The organism is Streptomyces sp. NPDC005302, from assembly GCF_040607345.1.
Taxonomy (GTDB): Bacteria; Actinomycetota; Actinomycetes; order Streptomycetales; family Streptomycetaceae; genus Streptomyces.
On sequence record NZ_JBEXGN010000030.1, the window covers coordinates 1 to 24,623 of the forward strand.

At 70.7% G+C, this 24,623-nt stretch carries 24 protein-coding genes, 1 rRNA gene and 1 pseudogene; 19 read left to right on the forward strand and 7 right to left on the reverse strand.

All coding sequences use genetic code 11. From position 1 onward, the window contains the following. The 10 genes from rrf to ABZT74_RS31345 form a co-directional block, all read left to right on the forward strand. A 5S ribosomal RNA gene (gene rrf / locus ABZT74_RS31300) occupies window positions 1-91 on the forward strand; the annotation flags it as partial. 63 nt (window positions 92-154) lie between these two features. Beyond that, complete coding sequence (locus ABZT74_RS31305; protein ID WP_356177642.1) at window positions 155-799, forward strand: HAD family hydrolase; 645 nt, start codon at window positions 155-157, stop codon at window positions 797-799. Between the two features lie 146 nt (window positions 800-945). Beyond that, window positions 946-1,689, forward strand: a complete 744-nt coding sequence (locus tag ABZT74_RS31310; RefSeq protein WP_356177643.1) for a VC0807 family protein — start codon at window positions 946-948, stop codon at window positions 1,687-1,689. 83 nt (window positions 1,690-1,772) lie between these two features. Then, window positions 1,773-3,002: an MFS transporter gene (locus ABZT74_RS31315; protein WP_356177645.1), complete on the forward strand. Its 1,230-nt coding sequence runs from the start codon at window positions 1,773-1,775 to the stop codon at window positions 3,000-3,002. Then, window positions 2,953-4,125, forward strand: a complete 1,173-nt coding sequence (locus ABZT74_RS31320) for an acetoin utilization protein AcuC (protein WP_356177647.1) — start codon at window positions 2,953-2,955, stop codon at window positions 4,123-4,125. The genes ABZT74_RS31315 and ABZT74_RS31320 overlap by 50 nt, the downstream gene beginning before the upstream one ends. Before the next feature lie 111 nt (window positions 4,126-4,236). Next, a complete protein-coding gene (locus ABZT74_RS31325; RefSeq protein ID WP_356440462.1) occupies window positions 4,237-5,052 on the forward strand; it encodes a phosphatase in 816 nt (271 codons plus the stop codon). Between the two features lie 129 nt (window positions 5,053-5,181). Next, the gene (locus ABZT74_RS31330) at window positions 5,182-5,391 is read left to right on the forward strand and encodes a helix-turn-helix domain-containing protein (protein WP_093781815.1); all 210 of its coding nucleotides are present in this window, start codon (window positions 5,182-5,184) and stop codon (window positions 5,389-5,391) included. Window positions 5,392-5,532: 141 nt separating this feature from the next. Continuing rightward, window positions 5,533-5,631: an AURKAIP1/COX24 domain-containing protein gene (locus ABZT74_RS31335; protein WP_003948845.1), complete on the forward strand. Its 99-nt coding sequence runs from the start codon at window positions 5,533-5,535 to the stop codon at window positions 5,629-5,631. Window positions 5,632-6,012: 381 nt separating this feature from the next. Beyond that, window positions 6,013-7,071: an NAD-dependent epimerase/dehydratase family protein gene (locus ABZT74_RS31340; protein ID WP_081218666.1), complete on the forward strand. Its 1,059-nt coding sequence runs from the start codon at window positions 6,013-6,015 to the stop codon at window positions 7,069-7,071. A gap of 14 nt (window positions 7,072-7,085) precedes the next feature. Further along, on the forward strand, window positions 7,086-8,138 hold the full coding sequence (locus tag ABZT74_RS31345; RefSeq protein ID WP_356177649.1) for a lysophospholipid acyltransferase family protein: 1,053 nt from the start codon (window positions 7,086-7,088) through the stop codon (window positions 8,136-8,138). Window positions 8,139-8,255: 117 nt separating this feature from the next. Here ABZT74_RS31345 and ABZT74_RS31350 read toward each other — a convergent pair whose 3' ends face one another. The 3 genes from ABZT74_RS31350 to ABZT74_RS31360 all read right to left on the reverse strand — a co-directional run bounded on the left by ABZT74_RS31350 (window position 8,256) and on the right by ABZT74_RS31360 (window position 11,888). Further along, on the reverse strand, window positions 8,256-9,500 hold the full coding sequence (locus ABZT74_RS31350; RefSeq protein ID WP_356177651.1) for a DUF5667 domain-containing protein: 1,245 nt from the start codon (window positions 9,498-9,500) through the stop codon (window positions 8,256-8,258). 254 nt (window positions 9,501-9,754) lie between these two features. Then, entirely contained in the window at window positions 9,755-10,525 is a 771-nt protein-coding gene (locus ABZT74_RS31355; protein ID WP_355880726.1) for an ECF subfamily RNA polymerase sigma factor, BldN family, read from the reverse strand. Between the two features lie 430 nt (window positions 10,526-10,955). Continuing rightward, window positions 10,956-11,888 (reverse strand): HAD-IB family hydrolase, encoded by a 933-nt coding sequence (locus ABZT74_RS31360; RefSeq protein ID WP_355880723.1) that lies wholly within the window; start codon window positions 11,886-11,888, stop codon window positions 10,956-10,958. Window positions 11,889-12,073: 185 nt separating this feature from the next. Here ABZT74_RS31360 and ABZT74_RS31365 point away from each other — a divergent pair, with 185 nt between their 5' ends. The 6 genes from ABZT74_RS31365 to hemB all read left to right on the forward strand — a co-directional run bounded on the left by ABZT74_RS31365 (window position 12,074) and on the right by hemB (window position 19,012). Then, entirely contained in the window at window positions 12,074-12,373 is a 300-nt protein-coding gene (locus ABZT74_RS31365) for a glutaredoxin family protein (RefSeq protein WP_355880720.1), read from the forward strand. Between the two features lie 343 nt (window positions 12,374-12,716). After that, on the forward strand, window positions 12,717-13,475 hold the full coding sequence (locus tag ABZT74_RS31370) for a redox-sensing transcriptional repressor Rex (protein ID WP_355880717.1): 759 nt from the start codon (window positions 12,717-12,719) through the stop codon (window positions 13,473-13,475). Beyond that, complete coding sequence (locus ABZT74_RS31375) at window positions 13,472-15,178, forward strand: glutamyl-tRNA reductase (RefSeq protein WP_356440464.1); 1,707 nt, start codon at window positions 13,472-13,474, stop codon at window positions 15,176-15,178. The genes ABZT74_RS31370 and ABZT74_RS31375 overlap by 4 nt, the downstream gene beginning before the upstream one ends. Continuing rightward, window positions 15,175-16,146 (forward strand): hydroxymethylbilane synthase, encoded by a 972-nt coding sequence (gene hemC / locus ABZT74_RS31380; protein ID WP_356440467.1) that lies wholly within the window; start codon window positions 15,175-15,177, stop codon window positions 16,144-16,146. The genes ABZT74_RS31375 and hemC overlap by 4 nt, the downstream gene beginning before the upstream one ends. Then, complete coding sequence (locus ABZT74_RS31385; protein ID WP_355880708.1) at window positions 16,143-17,846, forward strand: bifunctional uroporphyrinogen-III C-methyltransferase/uroporphyrinogen-III synthase; 1,704 nt, start codon at window positions 16,143-16,145, stop codon at window positions 17,844-17,846. Before hemC ends, ABZT74_RS31385 begins: the two co-directional genes overlap by 4 nt. A 173-nt stretch (window positions 17,847-18,019) precedes the next feature. Continuing rightward, the gene (hemB, locus tag ABZT74_RS31390; RefSeq protein WP_355880706.1) at window positions 18,020-19,012 is read left to right on the forward strand and encodes a porphobilinogen synthase; all 993 of its coding nucleotides are present in this window, start codon (window positions 18,020-18,022) and stop codon (window positions 19,010-19,012) included. A 3-nt stretch (window positions 19,013-19,015) separates the two neighbouring features. On the opposite strand, the gene ABZT74_RS31395 is transcribed toward hemB, so the two are convergent. The 4 genes from ABZT74_RS31395 to ABZT74_RS31410 form a co-directional block, all read right to left on the reverse strand. Beyond that, a complete protein-coding gene (locus ABZT74_RS31395; RefSeq protein ID WP_356440470.1) occupies window positions 19,016-19,408 on the reverse strand; it encodes a hypothetical protein in 393 nt (130 codons plus the stop codon). After that, window positions 19,401-20,243, reverse strand: a complete 843-nt coding sequence (locus ABZT74_RS31400; RefSeq protein ID WP_356177655.1) for a heavy metal-binding domain-containing protein — start codon at window positions 20,241-20,243, stop codon at window positions 19,401-19,403. The genes ABZT74_RS31395 and ABZT74_RS31400 overlap by 8 nt, the downstream gene beginning before the upstream one ends. 1 nt (window position 20,244) lies before the next feature. Beyond that, window positions 20,245-21,129 carry a hypothetical protein gene (locus tag ABZT74_RS31405; RefSeq protein ID WP_356440473.1) on the reverse strand — a complete coding sequence of 295 codons (885 nt, stop codon included), beginning with the start codon at window positions 21,127-21,129 and terminating at the stop codon, window positions 20,245-20,247. A gap of 145 nt (window positions 21,130-21,274) precedes the next feature. Then, window positions 21,275-22,003: a DUF4232 domain-containing protein gene (locus tag ABZT74_RS31410; RefSeq protein WP_356440476.1), complete on the reverse strand. Its 729-nt coding sequence runs from the start codon at window positions 22,001-22,003 to the stop codon at window positions 21,275-21,277. 210 nt (window positions 22,004-22,213) lie between these two features. Between ABZT74_RS31410 and ABZT74_RS31415 the strand changes: the two are divergent. The 3 genes and pseudogenes from ABZT74_RS31415 to ABZT74_RS31425 all read left to right on the forward strand — a co-directional run. Next, window positions 22,214-22,357 (forward strand): annotated as a pseudogene (locus ABZT74_RS31415) (helix-turn-helix transcriptional regulator); the annotation flags it as partial. A gap of 437 nt (window positions 22,358-22,794) precedes the next feature. After that, window positions 22,795-23,589: a hypothetical protein gene (locus ABZT74_RS31420; protein WP_356440571.1), complete on the forward strand. Its 795-nt coding sequence runs from the start codon at window positions 22,795-22,797 to the stop codon at window positions 23,587-23,589. Between the two features lie 73 nt (window positions 23,590-23,662). Further along, complete coding sequence (locus ABZT74_RS31425; protein WP_356440479.1) at window positions 23,663-24,565, forward strand: SAM-dependent methyltransferase; 903 nt, start codon at window positions 23,663-23,665, stop codon at window positions 24,563-24,565. Window positions 24,566-24,623 lie beyond the last annotated feature (58 nt).

A 24,623-nucleotide genomic window follows, 5' to 3' on the forward strand; every position in this document is an offset into this window, starting at 1 on the left:
GCCCGGTTACATTCCGAACCCGGAAGCTAAGCCTCACAGCGCCGATGGTACTGCAGGGGGGACCCTGTGGGAGAGTAGGACGCCGCCGAACTAATTTTAGAGAAAACCCCCTTGCCATTCGGCAAGGGGGTTTTCTGCGTTTAGGGTCTTTTCCATGCGCTACGACCTGGTGATTTTCGACAACGACGGCGTCCTTGTGGACAGTGAGCCGATCTCCAACACCCTGCTGGCCGCCTACCTCACCGAGCTGGGGCACCCCACCTCGTACGAGGAGTCCCTGCGGGACTACATGGGTGCCGCCATGCACCGCGTCCACGACATCGTCCTGGAGCGGACCGGACAGCGTCTGCCGGACGACTTCGACGACGTGTTCCACGCGCGGGTCTTCGCGGCCTTCGAGCGGGAGCTGAAGCCCGTTCCCCGTGCCCCGCAGGTCGTGGAGAAGCTGGTGGCCGACGGGGTGCCGTACTGCGTGGCCTCCTCCGGGAGTCACGAACGGATCCGGGTCGGGCACCGGACGACCGGACTCGACCGGTGGTTCGACGAGGGGAGGGTCTTCAGTTCCCAGGACGTCGGCCGGGGCAAGCCGGCGCCGGACCTGTTCCTCCACGCGGCCGAGCGCATGGGCGTACCTCCGGAGAAGTGCGTGGTCGTCGAGGACAGTGCGCTCGGAGTGCGGGCGGCCAACGCGGCGGGGATGGACGTGTACGGGTTCACCGCCATGACACCCGCCGACCGGCTGGCCGGAGCCACCGAACTCTTCGGTGACATGCGGGACTTGGCTGACCTGCTGGTATGACGGCCCGTATGACGGCGTCCAGGGAGCGGCGCTGACATTTGTCATGCGGAGCTCCGGACGATCGTTTCTGTCGGGGGGCAGGGTCCGACCGCGAAGCTGAGTACATCGGAACGGGACGTACACAGTGACGACGGAGGGACCCGATCATGAGCATCACCGCCAGCGAGATCAGCACCGGATCGACCGACTACGCCGCCTCGGCGGTCGTGGTGCCGGCCAAGGACATCGCCCCGGAGACCGCCGGTCCGCGGCCCAGTTTCCTGCCGCTGATCGTGGACGTCGTGGTGCCCGTCGGGTCGTACTACCTGCTCAAGAACGGGTTCGGGATGAGCACCGTCGCCGCGCTCGGCTGGAGCAGCGTGGTGCCGGCCGTGCGGACCGTGTGGGGTGTGGTGAAGGAGCGCAGGGTCAACGGGCTCGCCGGGCTGATCCTGTTCGTCAACGTGGTCGGGCTCTCGCTCAGCCTCGTCGCCGGTGACCCGCGGCTCATGCTGGCGAAGGACAGCGGTGTCAGCAGTGCGGTCGGCATCGGTGTCCTGCTGTCCGTGAAGTGGGGGCGGCCGATGATGACGCAGGGGATGAAGCCCTTCCTGGTGAAGGGGGATGCCGGACGGGCCGCGGCCTGGGACCGGCTGGTGGCGGGCTCGGAGCGGTTCCGCAAGGCCGAGCGGACGTTCTCGCTCGTGTGGGGTGTGGTGCTGCTCGGCGAGTGCGTCGCACGGGTGGTCGGGGCGTACACGCTGCCGGTCGACACGATGGTCTGGCTCGGCACGGTCGTCATGGCCGTCTCGATGACCCTCGCCTTCCTGGTCAGCGGCCGCTTCGCCGTCGTCCCGATGGAGAAGATGCTGGAGCGGGAGCTCGCCGCCGGGGCCGAGTCGGACCGCTGAAGGACCTTCCGCCGAAGAGCTGAGCAGAATTCATCTTCGGCTTGATCTACCCACCGGTAAGCCGGGGCCCTACGCTCGCCGCCATGACAGATGTGCTGCGGCGCGGTAGGGCCTCTTTGGCGTTCAGCTTCTTCACTCAGGGCGCCGCCTTCGCGCTGCTCGTGACGCGCATCCCGGCCATCCAGGACCGCTACGGGATCTCCGACGGGCTGTTGCCGGTCTTCCTGGCCGCCGTTCCCGTCCTGGCCGGGGTCGGGAGCGTCACCACCGAGCAGTTGGTGAAGCGCATACCCCCCAGCCGCGTCCTGCGGTGGTCGCAGCCGGTCGTGCTGCTGGCCCTGCTGGGCGTCGGTGCCGGTGACCGGCTCTTCGAAGTGGCGGTCTCCCTCGGTGTCTTCGGGCTCGCCGTCGGCGCGCTCGACGCCTCGATGAACATGCTCGGGGTGAGTCTTCAGCGTTCGTACGGACGCAGCATCATGCTCGGCTTCCACGCCACGTACAGCCTGGGCGGGATCGTGGGTGCCTCGCTGGCGTGGGCCGGGGCGCACTGGCACCAGTCGCTGTTCGCGTCGTATCTGCCAGTGGTGCTGGTGCTGTTGCCGCTCGCCCTGGTGGGGAGCCGGTGGTACGTCGACGGGAGCGTGGGCGCCGTCGAGGGGAAGGAGCAGGCGGCCGAGGGCGGTGCCGGCGCGGGACCGCTGGTCTTCCGGCTGCTTCTGCCGCTCTGCCTGGTGATGACGTTCGCGTACATCGGGGACTCGACGGTCTCCAACTGGAGCGCGAAGTACCTCCAGGACGTGCTGGGCAGCTCCGAGCAGCTGTCGACCGTTCCGTACAACGTCTACATGGTGATGACGCTGGTCGGGCGGGCTGTGGGGGACTTCGGGGTGCGGCGGTTCGGAGCCGTGGCGGTGGTGCGGCTGGGTGCCGTGGTCGCCGCGCTCGGGTTCGGGGTGGTGGCGGTGGCGCCGGGGCCCTCGGTGGGCATGCTCGGCTTCACGCTGCTGGGTCTCGGGCTGTGTGTGATCGTGCCGCAAACCTTCGCGGCCGCCGGGCGGTTGTTCCCGGGAGCCTCGGACGCGGCGATCGCCCGGCTGAACATCTTCAACTACGTCGGGTTCCTGATCGGGTCGCCGTTGGTGGGGGCGCTGGGTGACGCCTGGAACTACCGCGGCGCCATGCTCGTACCGATGGTCCTGGTGCTCGCGACCTTGGGGTACGCCCGGTCGTTCGCCGTTGAACCGGACCGATACGGTGACGTGCATGAGCGGCCGCGCACAGCTGATGTGGGACGAGGCAGTAACGGGGTATGACTTCGGGCCGGACCATCCGATGGATCCGGTCCGGCTCGCGCTGACCCGGAGTCTCGTCGACGCCTTCGGGATCGACCGGGAGGTCGCCGTCGTCGCGGCGAAGCCCGCGGGGCAGTCGACGCTGCGGCTGGTGCACCGGGCGGACTACGTGGACGCGGTCAGGGCCGCGTCCGCCGATCCGGAGGCGGCCGACTCCGCGTACGGGCTGGGGACGACGGACGATCCCGCGTTCGCCGGGATGCACGAGGTGTCCGCGCTGATCGCGGGGCAGTCCGTGGGGGCCGCCGAGGCGGTGTGGCGCGGTGAGGCGCTGCACGCGGTGAACTTCGCCGGCGGGCTGCACCACGCGATGCCCGGTGCCGCGTCCGGTTTCTGCATCTACAACGACGCGGCGCTCGCCGTCGCCCGGCTGCTGGAGCTGGGCGCCGAGCGGGTCGCGTACGTGGACGTCGACGTGCACCACGGTGACGGTGTCCAGGCGGCGTTCTGGGAGGACCCGCGTGTTCTGACGATCTCGCTGCACGAGCATCCGCGGACGCTGTTCCCGCAGACGGGGTGGCCGGAGGAGACCGGCGCGGACGACGCCGAGGGTTCGGCCGTGAACGTCGCGCTGCCGGCGGGGACCGGGGACGCGGGCTGGCTGCGGGCCTTCCACGCCGTGGTCCCCGAGCTGCTCGCGGACTTCCGGCCGCAGGTCCTCGTGACGCAGCACGGCGCGGACACCCACTTCGAGGATCCCCTCGCGCACCTCGCCGTCTCGCTCGACGCGCAGCGGGCGGTGCAGGTCGCCTGTCACGACCTGGCGCACCGGTACGCGGACGGGCGCTGGGTGGCGCTGGGCGGCGGGGGATACGCGGTGGTGGACGTCGTACCGAGGTCGTGGACGCATCTCGTGGCGATCGCCGCGGGGCGGCCGGTCGAGCCGGAGACGGTGATCCCGGAGGGCTGGCGTCAGGAAGTCTTCGCCCGGACCCGGCAGTTGGCGCCGATGCGGATGACGGACGGGCGGTGGCCGGTGTCCTGGAAGGACTGGGAGTCGGGGTACGACCCGGCGGACCGCCTCGACCAGGCGATCGTGGCGACGCGGCGGGCGTCGTTCCCGTTGCGGGGCCTGCTGCCGTAGACCCCGCTCCGGAAGGGACTTGGGGGCGCCGCGAAGGGTCATTAGGCCAACTGTGGGGCATTTCCCGTGTTTTGGGCGTTCGATCTTCGGCGATGCGTCAGCATCGCTGGCGTGTTGAGCACCGGAGCTTTGCGTGCACATCTGCTGGCCGCCCGGCTGGCCGGGCCCGTGGCCACCTCGCGTGAGGAGAGCCTGCGCAGCTATCGGCTCTTCGCGGCCCGTGACCCCCGTGTGCTGCTCGGGCTCGATCCCGAGTGGACCTGGGGACAGCGTGAGCTGATCGAACTGATGGCGGACAAGTGTGGGGTTTCGGCCGACCCCACGCACGTTTCGGGGCATGATGTGATCGACCCGGAGCGGACTCTGGCAGCTCTCGATGCTTTCGCGGAGCGGCTCGCCCGGGCGGCCCGCCATCGTCACCCTGTGCTTCTGGGTACGGGCCATCCGCACCGACTGATCGCCTTCTACGCCGCGATCGCGGACGCCTTGTCGTCAGCTGGATGTACCGTCCTCACCCCGGCGCAGGGTAGCTCTGTCGACATAACGACCCGGTTCGGTCTACGCACCTACAACCTCGACTACGTACAAGGCGTCGCACTAGTACGCGAACCCGGGGTGACGGCCGCCGGTCGCACGACCGGCGCGCACAGCCATTCCCCGCTCCCGGTTCGGACGGTTCTGGCGGCCGCGGCGGCGTCCGGAGGACCCCTCCCGGAGCTTGTCATCGGGGACCACGGATGGGTCTGCGGAGCAGGTCAGCTGGGGTTCGAGGCCATCGGGCTCGCTGATACGGACGATCCTGCGCTCTTCGTGGGAGAGGCGGAGGGGCGGGTGGCCGTCGTCGTTCCGCTTGATGACGCTGTGCGGTCTGATTACTACCGACCGCTTACTCGCTATGTACTCAATCGAGCGTGTCTGTCACAGTAGGCGGCCGATCGCATCTCCTCTTCCCCACTCGCATCACACGCCCCTACATTGGGGAGTGAGCACGCAACGACGAAGAGTCACCGGAAGGGGAAGCCGGTGACCGTCGAGTGCGGAAGGTTCGGGTGTGTCATGGCTGCAGGCGAGAGGCCTCTGAACGAGGTTCAGTTCCTTACCGTGGCGGAAGTCGCCTCGGTGATGCGAGTGTCGAAGATGACCGTGTACCGCTTGGTGCACAGCGGTCATCTGCCGGCGATCCGGGTGGGGAGGTCCTTCCGGGTTCCGGAGCAAGCGGTTCACGAATACCTCCGCGAGAGCTATGTGGGGGTGGAGACCGCCTGAGAATGTTCCGGGAGACCCTCCGTGATCTCCCGGAACACCTCGATTACGACCTCAGCGTTCGGACGGGTAGGCTGGCCCCTCATAGGTCGTGTGGGCCCATGCAGCCCAGCACCGAGTAAAGAGAAGTGAGCGAGGGTAGTCGTGGGCTCTGTTATCAAGAAGCGGCGCAAGCGGATGGCGAAGAAGAAGCACCGCAAGCTGCTCAAGCGCACTCGCGTTCAGCGTCGCAACAAGAAGTAGGCGACGCCGCGGAAACGCGCGCGTACTGTGGCCCCCCACCAGCTGGTGGGGGGCCACAGGCATGTCCGGCTCCAGGAGGGTCACCCGCACCGGGCGGCACCCGGGATTCGGCTGCGCCACCCGGGAGTTCGCGTCGGCATCCGCCAACGCGGCCCGACGGGAACATCCCGAAAGGCGACTCGGGCGTCGAACGGACTCCCGCGCTTCCCGCGTACGCCTGTGGGCCGAATGGCTTGGTCTGGTCGTACGTCTGCGGCTGTCGTGACTTCATGCATCGGGCGGTCATCACAGCGCAACATCGACCCGCTAGGTTGGCGGCACACGGGGAACGCGGCAGGTACGAGCGAAGCTACGTCCAGATCTGGAAGGAAGGCGCTGATCTTGGGGAAGGTCGTGCTCGTGACCGGAGTGGCCCGACAGCTGGGGGGCCGGTTCGTACGACGGATCCAGCGTGACCCGAGGGTCGACCGGGTGATCGCCGTCGACGCCGTGCCGCCCGAGCACCACATCGGCGGCGCCGACTTCGTGCAGGCGGACATCAGACAGCCCGCGATCGCGCGGGTGCTCGCCGAGCACTCGGTCGACACGGTCGTGCACATGGACGTGACGGGCACGCCGCTGGGCTCCGGCAGCCGGACCTCGGTCAAGGAGACCAACGTCATCGGCACCATGCAGCTCCTCGGCGCCTGCCAGAAGTCGCCGACGGTCAAGCGGCTCGTGGTGAAGTCCAGTACGAACGTCTACGGTTCGGCGCCCCGCGACCCCGCCGTCTTCACCGAGACCACCTCGCCCAAGTCCCTGCCCAGCGGCGGCTTCGCGAAGGACACGGTCGAGGTCGAGGGGTATGTGCGCGGCTTCGCCCGCCGCAGGCCCGACGTCGCCGTGTGCGTGCTGCGCTTCGCCAACATCCTCGGCCCGAGCGCGGACTCGCCGCTCGCCTCGTACTTCTCGCTGCCCGTGCTGCCCACCGTGTTCGGCTACGACCCGCGGCTCCAGTTCGTGCACGAGAGCGACGTCATCGAGCTGCTGCTGCTCGCCTCGGACGAGCCGCGGCGGGGCACGCTCAACAGCGGTACGTTCAACATCGCCGGCGACGGTGTCCTGCTGCTCTCGCAGTGCGCCCGGCGTCTCGGCCGCCCCACGGTCCCGCTGCTGCTGCCCGCGCTCAGCTGGGCCGGCACGGCCGTGCGTACCCTGGGCGTGACGGACTTCTCGCCGGAGCAGCTGCGGCTGCTGACGCACGGCAGGGTGGTCGCGACGCACCAGATGCGCGAAACCCTGGGCTATCACCCGAAGTACACGACGGCGGAGACCTTCGCGGACTTCGCCCACAGCCGGGGACCCGGACTCCTGCCCCCGGAGGCCCTCGCGGGGGCCGTGGACCGGATCGCCGCACTGCCTCTCCTGAGCGGCGGCCACCCGACGCAGAGCGCCAACTGAGGAGCGCATCAACGATGGCGGACGCCAAGGTCATTCCGTTCGACGACGACCGGTCGCGCGGGGCTGCCGCGCAACGCCCGCCGCGACGCCGGGCCCATGGGACCCGGCGCAAGGGCGAGCAGACGGCGGTCCGGGAGGTCCAGCCCCTGCCGGGACGGACCGTCCCGCAGGATGATGTTCCCGTGACGCACGACGAACAGCCGCCCCAGCAGCCCCAGCAGGGCGGTGCCGGCCTGGAGCAGCGCATCGCGGGAGGCCTCGCCTTCCTGCGACGCCGGCTGACGGGCGACTACGAGATCGACGACTTCGGGTTCGACGAGGAGCTGACCGACCAGGTCCTGATGTCGCTGATCCGGCCGTTGTACGAGAAGTACTTCCGTGTCGACGTGAAGGGCATCGAGAACATCCCGTCCGAGGGCGGCGCCCTGATCGTCGCCAACCACTCGGGCACCCTGCCGCTGGACGGCCTGATGATGCAGGTCGCCGTCCACGACAACCACCCCGCCGACCGGCATCTCCGGCTCCTCGCCGCCGACCTCGTCTTCATGCTCCCGGTCGTCAACGAGCTGGCCCGCAAGGCCGGTCACACGCTCGCCTGCGCCGAGGACGCCGAACGGCTCCTGGAGCGCGGGGAGCTGGTCGGGGTGATGCCGGAGGGCTTCAAGGGCATCGGCAAGCCGTTCAGCGAGCGCTACAAGCTCCAGCGGTTCGGCCGGGGCGGCTTCGTCTCGACCGCGCTGCGTCAGGGCGCCCCGATCATCCCGTGCTCGATCGTCGGCGCGGAGGAGATCTACCCGATGATCGGCAACGCGAAGACGCTCGCGCGGCTGCTGGGTTTCCCGTACTTCCCGGTCACACCGACGTTCCCGTGGCTCGGTCCGCTCGGCGCGGTCCCGCTGCCGACGAAGTGGACGATCCAGTTCGGCGAGCCGATCCCGACGGACGGCTATCCGCCGGAGGCGGCCGAGGACCCGATGCTGATGTTCAACCTGACCGACCAGGTCAGGGAGCAGATCCAGCACACCCTGTACAAGCTGCTGGTACAGCGCAGGTCCGTGTTCTTCTGATCATGCAGTTACGGTTCTGCTGATGATGCCCTGATATGCCCACGGGCTCTCGGCGGTACGGCGATGGGGCGCCCTTCCTGAGAAGGGCGCCCCATCGCCGTACGCGGAGTGAGCGGGTCAGCTGCTGTCCTCGGTGTCGATGCCGAGGCCCGGCAGCAGACCGGGGAGCAGGGGAGGCAGCGTGACGTCGGGCTTGCTCGGCGCATTGCTGCCGCTGTTGCCGGACGGCGAGGAACTGGTGTCGTCCTCGGGCGGGTCGAGCAGACCGCCGGTGTTGCCACCGAGGAGGCCGTCGTCGCTCTCGCTGCCCGAGCTGGAGGGCTTCGGCTTGCCGCTGCTGCTGCCGCCGCCGCTGTGGCTGCCCTTCGCGGAACCGCTGGTGGCGCTGGGCTCCGGTGCGTTCGTGCCGGGGGAGTCGGTGGACTCCTCGCTCCTGCCGCGGTGACGCCCGGTGCCCTCGGGGGCGGGAGTCGTGGGCAGCAGCGAGCGGAGCGGGCCGACCTCTTCGTCTATGGCGTCGAAGACGGACGACACCTGGTCGCTGACGTCGCCGAGCTGCACGGGCAGCCGGTCGCGCAGCGCGCCCCAGGCCTCACGGTGCGACTGGGAGAAGGCGGACAGGGCCTGGATGGGGCCGAGTGAGCCGTCCCGTTCGTACGCCTCGTGCAGCAGGCGGTGGCCTTCGGCGGCGTCGTGCTGCATGCCGGACAGGGCGCGGCGGACCTCGCCCAGGGACTCGTGGTCGAGCTGTCCGGAGCGGCCACGCTCCATCAGCCGGCGTGCCTCGCTCAGGCGGTTCGAGGCCTGGTCGAGATAGAGCTCGCCCCGGTCGCTGTCGCCGTGGGCCAGGCCCAGCTTGATGTCCTCCACGCCTCGCTTGAGCCCGTAGAGCGAGTCCCCGGGCAGGGCGTCGGAGCTCGCGGCGGCCACACCGCCGAGGGCTCCCGCGGCCACGCCGATGCTGAGCCCGCCCGCGGCGAGCCCCTTGGTCAGCCGCGACCTGGGGCGCAGCTTCGCCAGTCCGGTCGCCCGGTGCGCGCCCTTGGCCCGATGGGACCGCTGCTCGGGCACGGCACGGTCCAAACCCTCGCCTCCGGCGGCGGTGCCTTCCAGCAGCATGGCCTCCATCGCGGCGACGAGCTGGGCTCGCTGCACGACCTTGACCTCGGGATCCAGCTCCGGTCGGGGCAGCTCGCCGAGACCCGTGGCAAGAGCCGTCAACAGCTCTTGCCCGGTTCGTTCCGCAGCAGCCCGGGACGGTGCAGGCCCATCGGGCTGCTCGGCCGCCGTGCCCTGGTCGGACTCCTCCAGGGCCTGGGCGAAGGCGTCCGCCCGCCGGTGTGCCGATACGTTCGCGATCACTGGCGGCACCTCCTCTCGTCAAGACGGTCGACTCCCCAGGGGGTCCTGAGGGTTGCACCCCTTGGCCATATCCACACGATCGGGTGATCGGCGATGGCCAAGGCGTGACCACAGGGAGCCTGTATCCCGCACAACGAGCGTCGCGGCACTTGGGTTACGGACGACGGATGATCGGACCGCGAAGTCAACGGACTCTTACGGACGGTGAGTTGGCCGTCGCTGAATGTGTTGGATCACTGTGGCTCGAAGCAGGCTCAGCGGACGTCGTCCGGCAGGAGTCGGGCCAGCGTACGGACGGCCCGGTACTGGAGGGTCTTGATGGCACCCTCGTTCTTCCCCATCACACGGGCGGTCTCGGCGACCGAGAGCCCCTGGAGGAAGCGGAGCGTCACACACTCCTGCTGCTGCGGATTGAGCCGTTTCACGGCGTCCAGCAGCGCCGCGTTCGACAGGGACTCCAGGACGGAGTCCTCGGGGGAGCGCTCGACCTCGTTGGCGTCGAGCATCTCGCCGGTGGTGATCTCCAGCCGGAAACGGCTGGACTTGAAGTGGTCGGCGACCAGGTTGCGGGCGATGGTCACCAGCCAGGCGCCGAAGTCCCGGCCCTGCCAGGTGAAGGTGCCGATCCGGCGCAGTGCCCGCAGAAAGGTCTCACTCGTGAGGTCCTCGGCAGTCGCCTTACCTCCCACCCGGTAGTAGATGTAGCGGTACACGGTGTCGCTGTACTGGTCGTAGAGCCGCCCGAAGGCGTCGGCCTCGCCGGCCTGAGCGCGCTCCACGAGATCCATCATCCGGGCGCTGTCACTGTCCGCGGCCGGACGGCGTGCGGTGGTGGCCGAGCCTGAGCGGCCCCGTCTGCCGACCGTGGCGTTGCCGTCGGCCAAGGCATAGCAAGGACCGACAGGCGTGGCGACGGCGAAGGCGGGGACGGCATACGCGGTGGGGACGAAGCCGCGCAGACGGTCGAGGACCGTTGCGCGCAGCGTAGCCAGGCCAGAGGCGTCAACCCCGACGTGTGAGTACACGGGACTCCCAGAGGCAGAGCTTCCATCACGTGCAGTGCGGGACCTTTCACCCGTCGTAGCGACGGAGGGGTACCGGTTTGCGTCTGAGGAGAATAACGCTTCGTACAGGCAGCGCTACACCGAGTTGCTCAAATCATCGATTACGTCGCTTCTGAGGCGTATCGGTGCCCGTTCAAGTGCCGCTCGGTGATCAGTTGTTGATCGAATCAGTTCGCGTTCCGTCTGAGTGCAGGGCGTGTTGTGCCCGCCTGTGATGGGCGTGACTGAGGTGCCCACGGCGTGGGTAGGACTGATGACCGGCCGTCGCGGCAGCGGGCCCCGCCCAGGTCCGGACAGGTTTTCGCCCCCTCCGCCCCGGCCCGCCCGCTGCCGGGGGCTCCGCCCCGGACCCCGCTCCTCGAACACCGGAGGGGCCGGAAACGCCGAGTGGTCAGCGGCGGCGGCGGTGCAGGGCGATGGCCGCCGCTGTGCCGCCCGCGACCGCGCCGACGCCGGCCGCGGCCGGGATGCCGACCTTCGCGGCCTTGCGCGCCGTGCGGTAGTCACGCAGACGCCAGTCGAAGTCCCGCGCGTGCCTGCGCAGTTTCGCGTCGGGATTGATCGCGTACGGGTGGCCGACGAGCGAGAGCATCGGGATGTCGTTGTGCGAGTCGCTGTAGGCCGCGCAGCGTGAGAGGTCCAGGCCCTCGGCGGTGGCGAGCGCCCGGACGGCCTCCGCCTTCGCCGGTCCGTGCAGCGGTTCGCCCACGAGCTTGCCGGTGTAGATGCCGCCCACCGACTCGGCGACCGTGCCGAGCGCGCCCGTCAGGCCGAGACGCCGTGCGATCACCGTGGCGATCTCCACCGGTGCCGCCGTGACGAGCCAGACCTTCTGGCCCGCGTCCAGGTGGGCCTGGGCGAGGGCGCGGGTGCCGGGCCAGATCCGCTCGGCCATGTACTCGTCGTAGATCTCCTCGCCGATGGACATCAGCTCGGCGACCCGGTGGCCCTTGACGATCGACAGCGCGGAGTCGCGCGCCTCCTGCATGTGCTCGGGGTCCTCGATGCCGGCCAGCCGGAACCACGCCTGCTGCCAGGCGAACCGGGCGAGGTCGCGGGTCTCGAAGAACTTCCGCTTGTGCAGGCCCCGCCCGAAGTGGAAGAGGGCGGCGCCCTGCATCACGGTGTTGTCGAGGTCGAAGAACGCGGCGGCCCTGTCGTCGCCGAGGACCGGGAACTCCGGTTCCTCCACGGCATCCGGTGGCGCCAGTTCTTCGAGTTCCTGCGAGGACTTGCGGGCTGCCTCCGCAGAAGCCTCGCCTGCCAACACGCTCCGCGCGGTGGCGGAGCGCCTACGGGGAGTGAGCCATCCGAGAGCGGCCATGTCGTGAGCATAGCCAGTCTGTTCGGTGGTTCCGGAGTCGAGAGGATTCGACGCTGTGAACTCTCCGCGACCGAGCCGTTAAAGAAGCGGTCCGATCCGTCGGCGCGGCGGCGCGTCGCCCCCGGTGGGCTCCGGTTGTCACATAAAGCGCGGAGGGGGCCCGCGGGTGCGCCGGGGGCGGGAGAATGGCGCGTATGAGCCCCATGTTCCGGCGCAGCGACCGCCGTACGGAGAGGAAGGCGCCCGAGGACCGCCTGGTCACGCTGATCAGGAAGCCCGGGTGTCATCTGTGTGATGACGCACAGGACGTGATCGAGAAGGTCTGTGCCGACCTCGGGGTCCCGTGGGAGAAGAAGGACATCACCGAGGACGAGGAACTGCACCGTCAGTACTGGGAGCAGATCCCGGTCGTGCTGGTGGACGGCGCCCAGCACACGTTCTGGCGCGTGAACGAGGAGCGCCTGCGCAAAGCCCTCGCACAGTGAACTCTGTGAGGGATACACCCACCGCGCCCGTGATGTGGTCCGACTTGTGACTGACCGAGTAGTCCAAGTGGCCGGGAAAGTCGCCTAGGATCGACGGCGGATTGGTCTCGGGGGCGGGATTCGTTGAGGAGTGTGTGCGGTTTTGCCCCCTTCAGGTGCGGAACGAAGCTGTCCTCGCGTCGGTTCCATAGGCGCGCGGCGGACATGCGTGACCCCGGTCACGTTGGCCGGGCAAATCGGACACCATCTTTGTGCACGCGTTCACAAAGACATAGCCTGCATTCGACGGGGCGGTCCAGGAACGTGTGACCGCCTGCAGCCCCGCTCTACCCGCAGGAGCACCGTGGCAACTGGCCGAACTCACCGACCGGCGACCCGCAGCCGAGGGATTCCCGAGGCCACCGTCGCCCGGCTTCCGCTGTACCTCCGAGCCCTCACCGCACTGTCGGAACGCTCGGTACCCACGGTCTCCTCGGAGGAGCTCGCGGCCGCGGCGGGGGTCAACTCCGCGAAGCTGCGCAAGGACTTCTCCTACCTCGGCTCCTACGGGACGCGCGGTGTGGGCTACGACGTCGAGTATCTCGTGTACCAGATCTCCCGTGAACTGGGCCTGACCCAGGACTGGCCGGTTGTGATCGTCGGTATCGGTAACCTCGGTGCGGCACTGGCCAATTACGGAGGGTTCGCCTCCCGCGGATTCCGTGTCGCGGCGCTCATAGACGCGGACCCCGCGATGGCCGGCAAGCCCGTCGCCGGAATCCCGGTCCAGCACACGGACGAGCTGGAAAAGATCATCGACGAGAACGGTGTCTCGATCGGTGTCATCGCCACCCCGGCCGGAGCCGCCCAGCAGGTCTGCGACCGCCTGGTGGCCGCCGGAGTCACCTCCATCCTGAACTTCGCGCCGACCGTCCTGACCGTTCCGGACGGTGTCGACGTGCGCAAGGTCGACCTCTCCATCGAGCTGCAGATCCTCGCGTTCCACGAGCAGCGCAAGGCCGGCGAGGAGGCCGAGGCGCAGGCCGGTGCCGCCGCCCGGGCCGCGCGCGAGAACGACGGCGAGGGACCCGACGGGGACGTTCCCGCGGTGATGCCGGCATGAGTCTCCTCGTCGTCGGGCTGAGCCACCGCAGCGCCCCGGTCAGCGTTCTGGAGCGGGCCGCGCTGTCCGCGGACGCCCAGGTCAAGCTGCTCCAGGACACCCTCGCCGCCGAGCCGGCCACCGAGGGCGCCGTCCTCGCCACCTGCAACCGCATCGAGCTGTACGCCGACGTGGACAAGTTCCACGCGGGCGTCGCCGAGCTGTCCACCCTGCTCGCCCAGCACAGCGGCGTCGGGCTGGAGGAGCTCACCCCCTACCTGTACGTGCACTACGAGGACCGGGCCGTCCACCACCTCTTCTCGGTGGCCTGTGGCCTCGACTCGATGGTCGTCGGCGAGGGCCAGATCCTCGGCCAGATCAAGGACGCGCTCGCCACCGCGCAGGAACTGCACACGGCGGGCCGTCTCCTGAACGACCTGTTCCAGCAGGCCCTGCGGGTCGGCAAGCGCGCCCACTCCGAGACCGGCATCGACCGGGCGGGACAGTCCCTGGTCACCTTCGGCCTGGAGCAGCTGTCCGCCGGCCGGGCCGTCGAGTCCTGGGCCAAGGGCAAGAAGGCCCTCGTGATCGGCGCGGGCTCGATGTCCTCGCTGGCCGCGGCGACGCTCGCGCGCGCCGGAGTCGGCGAGATCGTGATCGCCAACCGCACCCACGACCGCGCCGAGCGCCTCGCCGAGATCCTCTCCGGCGGCGACGACACGGACGTGCTGGCCCGCGCGGTACCGATGGACGCGGTGCCGGCCGAGCTGACACGTGCCGACATCGCTGTCTCCTGCACGGGCGCGACCGGGCTGGTGCTGAGCGCCGACTCCGTCGCGGCCGCCGTCGAGGGACGGACCGGCAGCCCTGTCGCCGTCCGCGACGAGACGCCCGCGGGGCCGGACGGACGGCTCGCACCCGCCGGCACCGGCACCGACGACGGCTGTCCCCTGGACCTGTCCGCCGTGCAGGGCGCGACCGGCTTCTCCGTCATGGGCGAGGCCGCCGTCGCCGGTATGGACGCGGCCACCCTGGAGCAGCACGCGGTCTGGGTGGACAAGGGCACCGGGAGCGAGGAGCGCCGCGACAACCGCGGTACGCCCGACGCCGACGCCGAGCTGATCACCGAGCTGGCCGCCATGGCCGCGACGGCGGGCCGTATCCCCGAGCGCCGCAGGCCGGAGCCTGTCGCCCGGGTGCCGCGCCCCGCGCCGGTGCTCGCGCTGCTCGACCTCGCGATGCCCCGGGACATCGACGCCGCCGTGCAGCGACTGCTCGGTGTGCGCCTCGTCGACATCGAGTCGCTGGCCGAGGCCTCCGCCGACGCGCCGATGGCCGCCGACGTGGACCAGGTCCGCCGGATCGTCTCCGACGAGGTCGCCGCGTTCGGCGCGGCGCAGCGGGCCGCGCACATCACCCCCACCGTCGTGGCGCTGCGCGCCATGGCAGCCGACGTCGTCGCGAACGAGATCGCGCGGCTGGACGGACGGCTGCCGGACCTCGACGACAAGCAGCGCGGCGAGATCGGTCAGACCGTGCGCCGCGTCGTCGACAAGCTGCTGCACGCTCCGACCGTACGGGTCAAGCAACTGGCCGCCGAACCCGGCGGTGCCGGGTACGCGGACGCGCTGCGGACCCTGTTCGACCTGGACCCGGAGACGGTCGCCGCCGTCTCGCGGGCCGAGAACAACACCGAGAACGCCAAGAACCGAGGGCGAGCATGAGTGAGCAGGCTTTGAGGCTCGGGACCAGGCGCAGCAAACTCGCCATGGCCCAGTCCGGGCAGGTGGCGGATGCCGTGAGCCAGGTGACGGGACGGCCCGTCGAGCTCGTGGAGATCACGACGTACGGCGACGTTTCCCGCGAACACCTGGCCCAGATCGGCGGTACGGGCGTCTTCGTGACGGCCCTGCGCGAGGCGCTGGTGCGCGGGGAGGTCGACTTCGCCGTGCACTCCCTCAAGGATCTGCCGACCGCGCAGCCCGAGGACCTCGCGCTGGCCGCCGTGCCGGTGCGCGAGGACGTGCGGGACGTGCTGGTCGCGCGTGACGGGCTGACCTTCGCGGAGCTGCCGGACGGCGCCCGCGTGGGTACCGGTTCGCCGCGCCGTATGGCCCAGCTGAACGCGTACGCGTTCAGCCACGGCCTGACGATCGAGACGGTCGCGATCCGCGGGAACATCGACACCCGCGTCGGATTCGTCCACAGCGGGGAGCTCGACGCCGTCGTGCTCGCCGCCGCCGGACTGAACCGGATCGGCCGCATCGACGAGGTCACCGACTTCCTGTCGGTCGACACCGTTCTGCCCGCCCCCGGCCAGGGGGCACTGGCGATCGAGTGCAGGGCCGGGCACAACGCCCAGGACGCTGCCCTCGTCGCCGCGCTCGGAGAGCTCGACGACCCGCTCACGCGGGCCGCCGTGACCGCCGAGCGATCTCTGCTTGCCGCCCTGGAGGCCGGCTGCAGCGCGCCCGTTGGCGCGTTCGCCGACCTCTTGGCCGACGGGCAGACTGTCAAGGAGATGCGCCTGCGCGGCGTCGTCGGCACGACCGACGGCTCGACGCTGGTGCAGCTGTCCACCACCGGTCCCGTGCCCGAGACACATGACCAAGCAATGGCGCTCGGCCGTGAACTCGCCGCCGAGATGCTTGCCAAGGGCGCGGCCGGTCTGATGGGGGAGCGAGCACTGTGAGCCCCACCAACCTTCCCGCCGGTCCGGTCCACGGGCACGTCACCTTCCTGGGTGCCGGACCCGGAGATCCAGGGCTGTTGACACTGCGCGCCGTCGAGGCGCTGGCGAACGCGGACGTCCTCGTCGCCGAGGACGACGTGCTCGACGTGGTGCGCGTACATGCCAGACAAGGCGTCGCTGTTCTGAACACGGATTCGGACACTTCGCCGGATCCGTACCGGAACCCAGGCACGCCTCAGCTGACGGTTGTTGACGGCACGTCAGCAACCGTTGGTGACCCCGCGTCGAGGGATGCCGCCAATCTTGTCATGACGGCCGCACGGGGCGGCAAGCGGGTCGTGCGTGCGGTGTCCGGGGACCCGGGACTTGATACGTACGCCGCCGAGGAAATGCTCGCCTGCGTCGCCGCGGGTGTTCCGTTCGAGGTCGTGCCCGGCATCGCCGCCGCCGTCGGAGTGCCCGCGTACGCGGGTGTTCCGCTGCGGGACGCGCAGGGCGCGGACGTCCGGTTCGTCGACGCGCGGACCGCCTCCGACCGCTGCTGGACCGAGGTCGGCGCCTCCGACGGCACCGTCGTCGTGTCGTCGACGCTCGACTCGGTGGCCGCGGCGGCGGGCGAGCTGGTGGCCTCCGGCCGCAAGCCCGACACCCCGATGTCGGTGACGATCGCCGGTACGACGACCCGTCAGCGCACCTGGTCGGCCACCCTCGGCACGATCGCGCAGACGCTGAAGCAGGCGAAGGTACTGCCGTCCCCGGACGGTGGCCGCCCGGTGATAGCCGTGGTCGGTGAGCGTTCCTCCGCCGCCCAGCGCGACCAGTTGTCGTGGTTCGAGTCCAAGCCGCTGTTCGGCTGGAAGGTCCTCGTGCCGCGGACGAAGGAGCAGGCGGCGTCGCTCTCCGACCAGCTGCGGTCGTACGGGGCCGTGCCGCACGAGGTTCCGACGATCGCCGTCGAACCCCCGCGCACACCCCAGCAGATGGAGCGCGCGGTCAAGGGCCTGGTCACGGGCCGCTACGAGTGGATCGCCTTCACCTCGGTGAACGCGGTCAAGGCCGTGCGCGAGAAGTTCGAGGAGTACGGGCTCGACGCCCGTGCCTTCGCGGGCATCAAGGTCGCCGCGGTCGGCGAGCAGACCGCGACGGCGCTCATCGCCTTCGGCGTGAAGCCGGACCTGGTGCCGAGCGGTGAGCAGTCCGCCGCGGGGCTCCTGGAGGACTGGCCGCCCTACGACCCGGTCTTCGACCCGATCGACCGGGTGTTCCTGCCGCGTGCCGACATCGCCACCGAGACGCTGGTGGCCGGGCTCATCGAGCTGGGCTGGGAGGTCGACGACGTCACGGCGTACCGCACCGTGCGCGCGTCGCCGCCGCCGTCGGACACCCGTGAGGCGATCAAGGGCGGCGGTTTCGACGCGGTGCTGTTCACCTCGTCGTCGACCGTGCGGAACCTGGTCGGTATCGCGGGCAAGCCGCACAACGTGACGGTGATCGCCTGTATCGGTCCCGCCACGGCCAAGACGGCCGAGGAGCACGGGCTGCGGGTCGACGTGATGGCTCCCGAGCCGTCCGTGCACAAGTTGGCCGAGGCCCTGGCCGACTTCGGTTTGCGGCGGCGGGCCGCCGCGCTCGACGCCGGGGACCCGGTCACGCGGCCCAGCGAGCGCCGGCCCGGTTCCCGCAGGCGCCGGACCACCTGACGCCGGTGGGGGCGGGGGTGGGTGTTTCTCGCCCCCTCCGCCCCTTCCCTTCCCGTCCCCGGGCTCCGCGCCCCGGACCCCGCTCCTCAACGCCGGAGGGGCTGGATCTTGGCCTGCCGGCTCCGACAAGGCGTCGGTATAGGTGCCCTTGTGGCGGGCGTAGCGTAGATGTCATGACGAAGTACGGATCCTTTCCCGGTACGCGTCCCCGGCGGCTGCGTACCACGCCCGCCATGCGCCGGATGGTCGCCGAGACCCGGCTGCACCCCGCCGATCTCATCCTCCCCGCCTTCGTGCGCGAGGGTATCGGCGAGCCGGTGCCGATCGCCGCGATGCCCGGAGTCGTGCAGCACACCCGGGACAGCCTGCGGAAGGCCGCCGTGGAGGCGCTCGAGGCCGGGGTCTCCGGGATCATGCTGTTCGGCGTTCCCGAGGACGCCAAGAAGGACGCCGTCGGGACGCCCGGCACGGACCCGGACGGCATCCTCCAGGTCGCCCTGCGGGACGTGCGCGCCGAGGTCGGCGACGAACTGCTCGTGATGTCCGACCTGTGCCTCGACGAGACGACCGACCACGGACACTGCGGTGTGCTGGACGAGCAGGGCCGGGTCGACAACGACGCCACCCTGGAGCGGTACGCCGAGATGGCCCAGGTGCAGGCCGACGCGGGCGCCCACATCGTGGGACCCAGCGGGATGATGGACGGCCAGATCGGCGTCGTCCGCGACGCCCTCGACCAGATCGGCCGCGAGGACGTCGCCATCCTCGCCTACACCGTCAAGTACTCCTCGGCCTTCTACGGCCCCTTCCGGGAGGCCGTCGGCTCCTCGCTCAAGGGCGACCGCAAGACGTACCAGCAGGACCCGGCCAACGCGCGGGAGTCCCTGCGGGAGTTGGCGCTCGACCTGGAGGAGGGCGCCGACATGGTGATGGTCAAGCCCGCCGGCCCCTACCTCGACATCCTCACCCGGGTCGCCGACGTGTCGGACGTGCCGGTCGTCGCCTACCAGATCTCCGGCGAGTACTCGATGATCGAGGCCGCCGCGGAGAGGGGCTGGATCGACCGGGACAAGGCGATCCTGGAGTCCCTCGCCGGCATCAAGCGGGCCGGTGCGCAGAACATCCTCACGTACTGGGCGACCGAGGTCGCGCGGAACCTGCGCTAGCGCTCAGGTCAGAAAGCGTTCGAGGGCGGCGCGGGCGCGGGCGTCCGAGGCCGCGGCGTCGGCCAGAGAACGGGCCAGGACGTGGAGCCACTCGTCCAGGGCCACCGGGCGCCGCGAGAGCACGATGCCCCGCACCTCGTGGCGGATCTCCCCGGTCACCCGGCCCCGGTCGGTCCGCAGGGCGAGCCGCTGGTCCCCGAGCGTGACGTCCAGCTCGGTGACCGTGCCCGCGCGTCCGGCCAGCCGGTCCGCGACGGTTCGTCCGCGCTCCACCCGCACGGCGCCGGGCGGCAGCGAGTCGGCCAGCTTCTCCGTCAGGACCCGGGCGTACAGGTTCAGGTCCGCGCTGTCCCGGCGCAGGGCGGCGGCGAGCAGTTCGACGTCCGGGTCAGTCATCGAGGCCCAGCACCATCGTCGGGCGTTCGATGACGTGGTCGTCGCGGAGCGGGCGCACCGCCGTGCCGACGGCGAGGAACTCCGTGGTGTGCGAGCCCCAGGTGTGCGCGTGCTGCGTGAGCCGGACCGCCACGATCCCCTCGGCCTCCAGGGCCTGCCCCTCCGCCTGCATACGGCTCATCGCCAGTTCGCGTGCGTCGTAGAGGGCCTGGGTGAACTGCTCGATCTCGACGTTGCGGCCGGTGGTGTTGAGCGCCTGGCCGAAGCGCTGGTGGGCCACGTGGTAGACGCACGACCCCATGACCAGGTCCAGCGGCGCGTAGCCGGCCCGGATCAGGGTCCAGAAGTCCTGGCCCGACAGGTCCGAGGTGAACGGTCTGCCCTTGTTGTTGAGCCAGGTGCCGGCAGGCCCCGGGTCCGCGCCGTCGGCCTTCACCGCCGTGCCGACCGCGATGAACTCGGCGATGTCCGAGCCGAACTCCTTGAACTCGATGTCCAGCCGGACGCCCACGACACCGTCCGCCCCGAGCGCGCTCGCCTCGGCCTCCATCCGGCTCATCGCCAGCTCACGCGCGCTGTACATCGCCTGGGACAGCTTCGTCAGCTCCTGGTTGCTCGACCAGCGGCCGAGCTGGAGGCCCACGTGGTAGACCGAGCAGCCGAGCACCAGCCCGAGCGGACGGAAGCCGGCCTCGCGGACCAGCAGGAACTCGTTGACCGTCAGGTCCGAGGTGAAGAGCGAGCCCTTCTCCCCGGGGGTGAGCTGGGCGAGCCGTCGCATCGCGTCCTCGGGCACGCCCCCGGCGGCCGGTCGCCGTCCTGTTCGCTCGGTCATGTCAGTGCTCGCGCTCCAGTCTCATGATGGTCAGGGGCCGCGGCCCGGTGGGTCGCCGCGAGCGGTCGAAGCGGACGACCGAGGTGCCGACGAACACCGCCTCCGCGTCGAGGTCGCGCGTGTAGCCGTACGTGGTGCACTCCCGCTCGCGCACCTTCAGCTCCATCCCGTCCACGACCACCCCGTCGCCGCCCTGTTTTGCCGCGTCCAGGGCCAGTTGGTTCCGGGCCTCCCGGCGGACGTGGCCGACCAGCCGGGTGTAGCCGTCGACCTCCTGGTTCCCCGCGGTCCAGGAGACCCTGCGGGTGGTGCGCCAGTCGTCGTGCCGGGTGGCGAGCGCGATGCCGAAGGCGAGTCCCGCGGGAACCCAGCCGGCGCGGATCAGCTTGGCGAAGTCCCGGCCGCTCAGGTGCGAGGTGAAGGGGCGGCGCGGACGGATCCGTGAGCGGGCCCGGACCGCGGTGCCCAGCACGGTGAACTCGACCCCTCCTGCGGGGAATTCGGCGATCCTCAGCCGCACCCCGACGATTCCGTCACCGGTCCGCGCGGCGCATTCGGCCGCCGCCCGGGACAGGGCCAGCCTGCGCGCCGCGTACAGCGTCCTCACCAGCGGCGCGAACGACGAGGACCAGGGTGAGGACGGAGCGCCCGCGTCGTCCGTCCAGGCGCCCGGGCAGCCCCAGACGCCGCTGTACCCGATGGTGTGGACGGCGGTGCCGAGCACCTGTCCGACCGGCTCGAACCCCGCGTCCTCGATCGCGGCCAACTCTCCGGCCGAGAGGCCCGAGTTCCACGTGTCACCGGCCTGCCGCGGATGCGCGGAACCGTCGCGGGGAGCGCCGGCCGGACCGGCGTCCCGTCCGTGTGACTTCGGCTCCTGTGTCATCGACCTCTCGGCTCACCGTGCGGATCATCGCTTCGCCGTCCGGCAGCGTATGCCATGGGACCGTTCGGCGAAACGGTGATCGCGAGCCCCAACGGCCGTGCCCGGCACGGTTTTCGGACGTGCCGGGTGAGGCCGTGCGCGGCGGTCAGTACGAGAGCGCCGTGTCCAGGTCCTGCTGCCAGTACGTCACCGTGAGCTTCTCGTCGATGTAGACGCCTTTCGCGGGGAGGGCGGGGCGGGCGCTCCCGCCCTTGTCGCCGAAGTAGACCTCCAGGGTCTTGGCCGTGTAGCCGTGGACGCCGCTGCCGTCGGCCGCCGACAGGAGCACACCGGCGTAGCCGGACTCGCCGGGAGCGAGCGTGACGACCGCCTGCGGGTGGGTCTCCTCCGCGACCGGCGGGACGGACTGGGCCTCGCTGAAGCGGACCATCGGATAGCCCGTCAGGTCGCAGGTCTTCGAGCCCTTGTTCGTGACGGTGAGCAGCAGGTGGTTGAGCGGGCGCGAGACGACGGTCGCGGTCGTACGGGTGTTGGCGCCGACGCAGGCCGGATTCCGGGTGCCGCTGCCGTTCTTGCCCGCGGAGCCCGTGGACCCGGTGGACCCGGTGGTGCCGGTGCCCTTCGAGCCCGTGGTGGTGGCGCCGCCCTTCGAGCCGTTCGTCGAGCCCGTGGTGGTGCCGGTGCCCGCGGGCTTCGCCGTCGTGCCGCCGCCGGACGACTGTTCCTGGCCGCTGGGCCGCGCCGAGGAGCGGGCCCCGGCGGACGGGCCCTCGTCCCGGACGCCGTCTCCGTTGCCGCACGCCGTGAGGGCGAACGCGGTGAGCGCGAGGGTGGAGGCGGCGAGCAGACGGGTGCGGGTCGTACGTGCGGACATGGGTGATCCCCCTGTGGTGTGGCCGGTGGAACGGCCGCTCGACCGGTCGTCGGGAGCGGCGTGCTTGGATGGCAGAAGCTTGTGCGGTGATCCGTCCCGGCCGCCACACCCGGCGGGGAACACGGGACGCTGGAACGCCGGTACAGGCTCTGACCTGGGAGAACGACATCTCCCTGGAACGCGGTCCGGGACACGGGGGATGGAGGAACGGTGGCGGGGGACGAGTTCGCGGGACTGCTCCGGGAGCTGAAGGAGCGGTCCGGTCTCAGCTACGGGGCACTCGCCAAACGGCTGCACGTCAGTACGTCCACACTGCACCGGTACGTCAACGGGGACGCGGTACCGGCGGACTACGCGCCGGTCGAGCGGCTCGCCCGGGTCTGCCGGGCCACCCCGGAGGAACTGGTGGAGCTGCACCGGCGGTGGGTCCTGGCGGATGTGCTGCGGGGGAAGAAGGGCCCGGGGCTCGCGGGAGGCGGTTCGGTCGCGGGAGCCCCGGAAGAGGCCGGTGCCGATACCGGGACCGAGGCCACGGTCGCGAGCGGTGCCGCGTCCGGTGCGGGGACGAAGGGCGCGGCGGGCGGTACGGGTGACGGCGGGCCGGAGGGCGACGGCGGGACGGCCGTCGGTTCCGCGCCGGTGAGGCCGGGCCGACCGCGCAGCCGCCGGACCACGGTCCTCGCAGGGGTCGGTGCCGTCGTCGTGACAGCGGTCGTGTCCGGTGTGCTGGCCGTGCACTTCGGCCAGGGCGGCGGTGACGACGACAGCGCGGCAAGGCCGTGGCCCTCGGCGTGCCGACCACGGCGGGGACCCGGAGCGCCGCGGCCCCGGACGAGCGCCGCGGGTCCGCCTCGAAGTCCCCCTCGCGCGCCGGCAGCCCCGGGCCGTCCGTCTCCTCCGTCGGCGGTTCCGTCGACGGGTCCGGCGACGGCGACGGTCACGCGGCAGGCGGGGCGTCCGGAGAGGGAGCGGGCGTCGACGGTGCCGGCGCGCCCACCGTCGTCGTCGACCCGTACAAGTTCGACGACCCGTGCAGCCAGCACTACTTGGTGGACCGGCCCGCGCAGCAGGTGCCGCCGCCGCCGAACGAGTCGGACGCGCGGGGCTGGGTCACCGCGCTCGGCGGGGTCCCGAGCGGGGAGCAGCTGCTCGCGCTCACCGTGCAGGGCAGCGGCAAGGCGACCGTCGTCCTGAAGGCGCTGCACGTGCGCGTGCTGGACAAGGGCGCGCCGCTCGCCTGGAACGACTACGCGATGGGCGTGGGCTGCGGCGGCGGGGTGGAGACGAAGTCGTTCACCGTGGACCTCGACGCGGGGCGCCCGGCGGTCGCGCTCAAGGGCGGCCAGCGCGACTTCCCCTACAAGGTGAGCGAGTCCGATCCCGAGGTCTTCTACGTGTTCGCGGACGCGCAGGCGCACGACGTGAGCTGGTACCTGGAACTCGACTGGTCCAGCGGGACGCGGAGCGGCACCGTGCGGGTCGACGACCACGGCAAGCCGTTCCGGACCAGCGGGAACGTGGGGCGGCCCGCCTACGACTACCCGCTGGGCGGCAGCGAGTGGGGGAAGGCCGCTCCTGCGGGCTGACCGGCGTCATCAAGTCGCCCCAGGGGCTAGGTTGTTGCCTGATGTATGACGCGACTCTCCAGGGAGATGTTTCATGTCCGGTGATGCCCTCAGCCAGGATCCCGCGGAGCTGAGAAGGAGGATCGACACCACCAAGGCACACCCCGCCCGGGTCTACGACGTCTTCCTCGGCGGCAAGGACAACTACCCGGTCGACCGCGACGCGGCCGCCGCCGCGCTCTCCGCGAACCCGCGGGGCTACCTCGACGTCCGGCACAACCGCGACTTCCTGCGCCGTGCCGTGACGGCGCTGACGGCGGAGAGCGGCGTCAGGCAGTTCCTCGACATCGGCACCGGGCTGCCGACCCAGGAGAACGTCCACCAGATCGCGCAGGGGATCACCCCGGACGCGCGGGTCGTGTACGTCGACAACGACCCGGTGGTCCTCGCCCACGCGCGCGCCCTGCTCACCAGCGGGCCCGAGGGGCGTACGGACTACATCGACGCGGACCTCAAGCAGCCCGGGCAGATCCTCGAACAGGCCGCCAAGACACTGGACTTCGACGAGCCCGTCGTCCTGGTGCTGGTCGCGATCCTGCACTTCGTCGAGGACGAGGAGGCCCATCCGATCGTCCGCGATCTGGTCGACGCCCTGCCGTCCGGCAGCCGGATCGTCCTCAGCCACCTCACCGAGGACCTGAACCCCAAAGCCATCCGTGCGGTCCAACGCACCTACACCGAGCGCGGGTTCACCTTCGTGCTGCGGTCCCGGGCGGAGGTCGAGCGCTTCTTCACGGAGAACGGCCTGGTGCTGGACGAGCCCGGTGTCGTCCCGGCCCACCACTGGCGTCCCGACGGCGGCGCCCCGGCCCCGGAGAAGGCCGACCCCGACTTCCTGGCCACGCTCGACGCCATCGAGATGGTCCGCTACCGCGACATCAACGACGTCACGGACGCGGACATCAACGTGTACGTGGCGACGGGCGTCAAGCCGTAGCCGACGGACATCCTCGGCCCCGACGGGCACCGGGGCGCGACGCGGCCCCGGTCCTCCG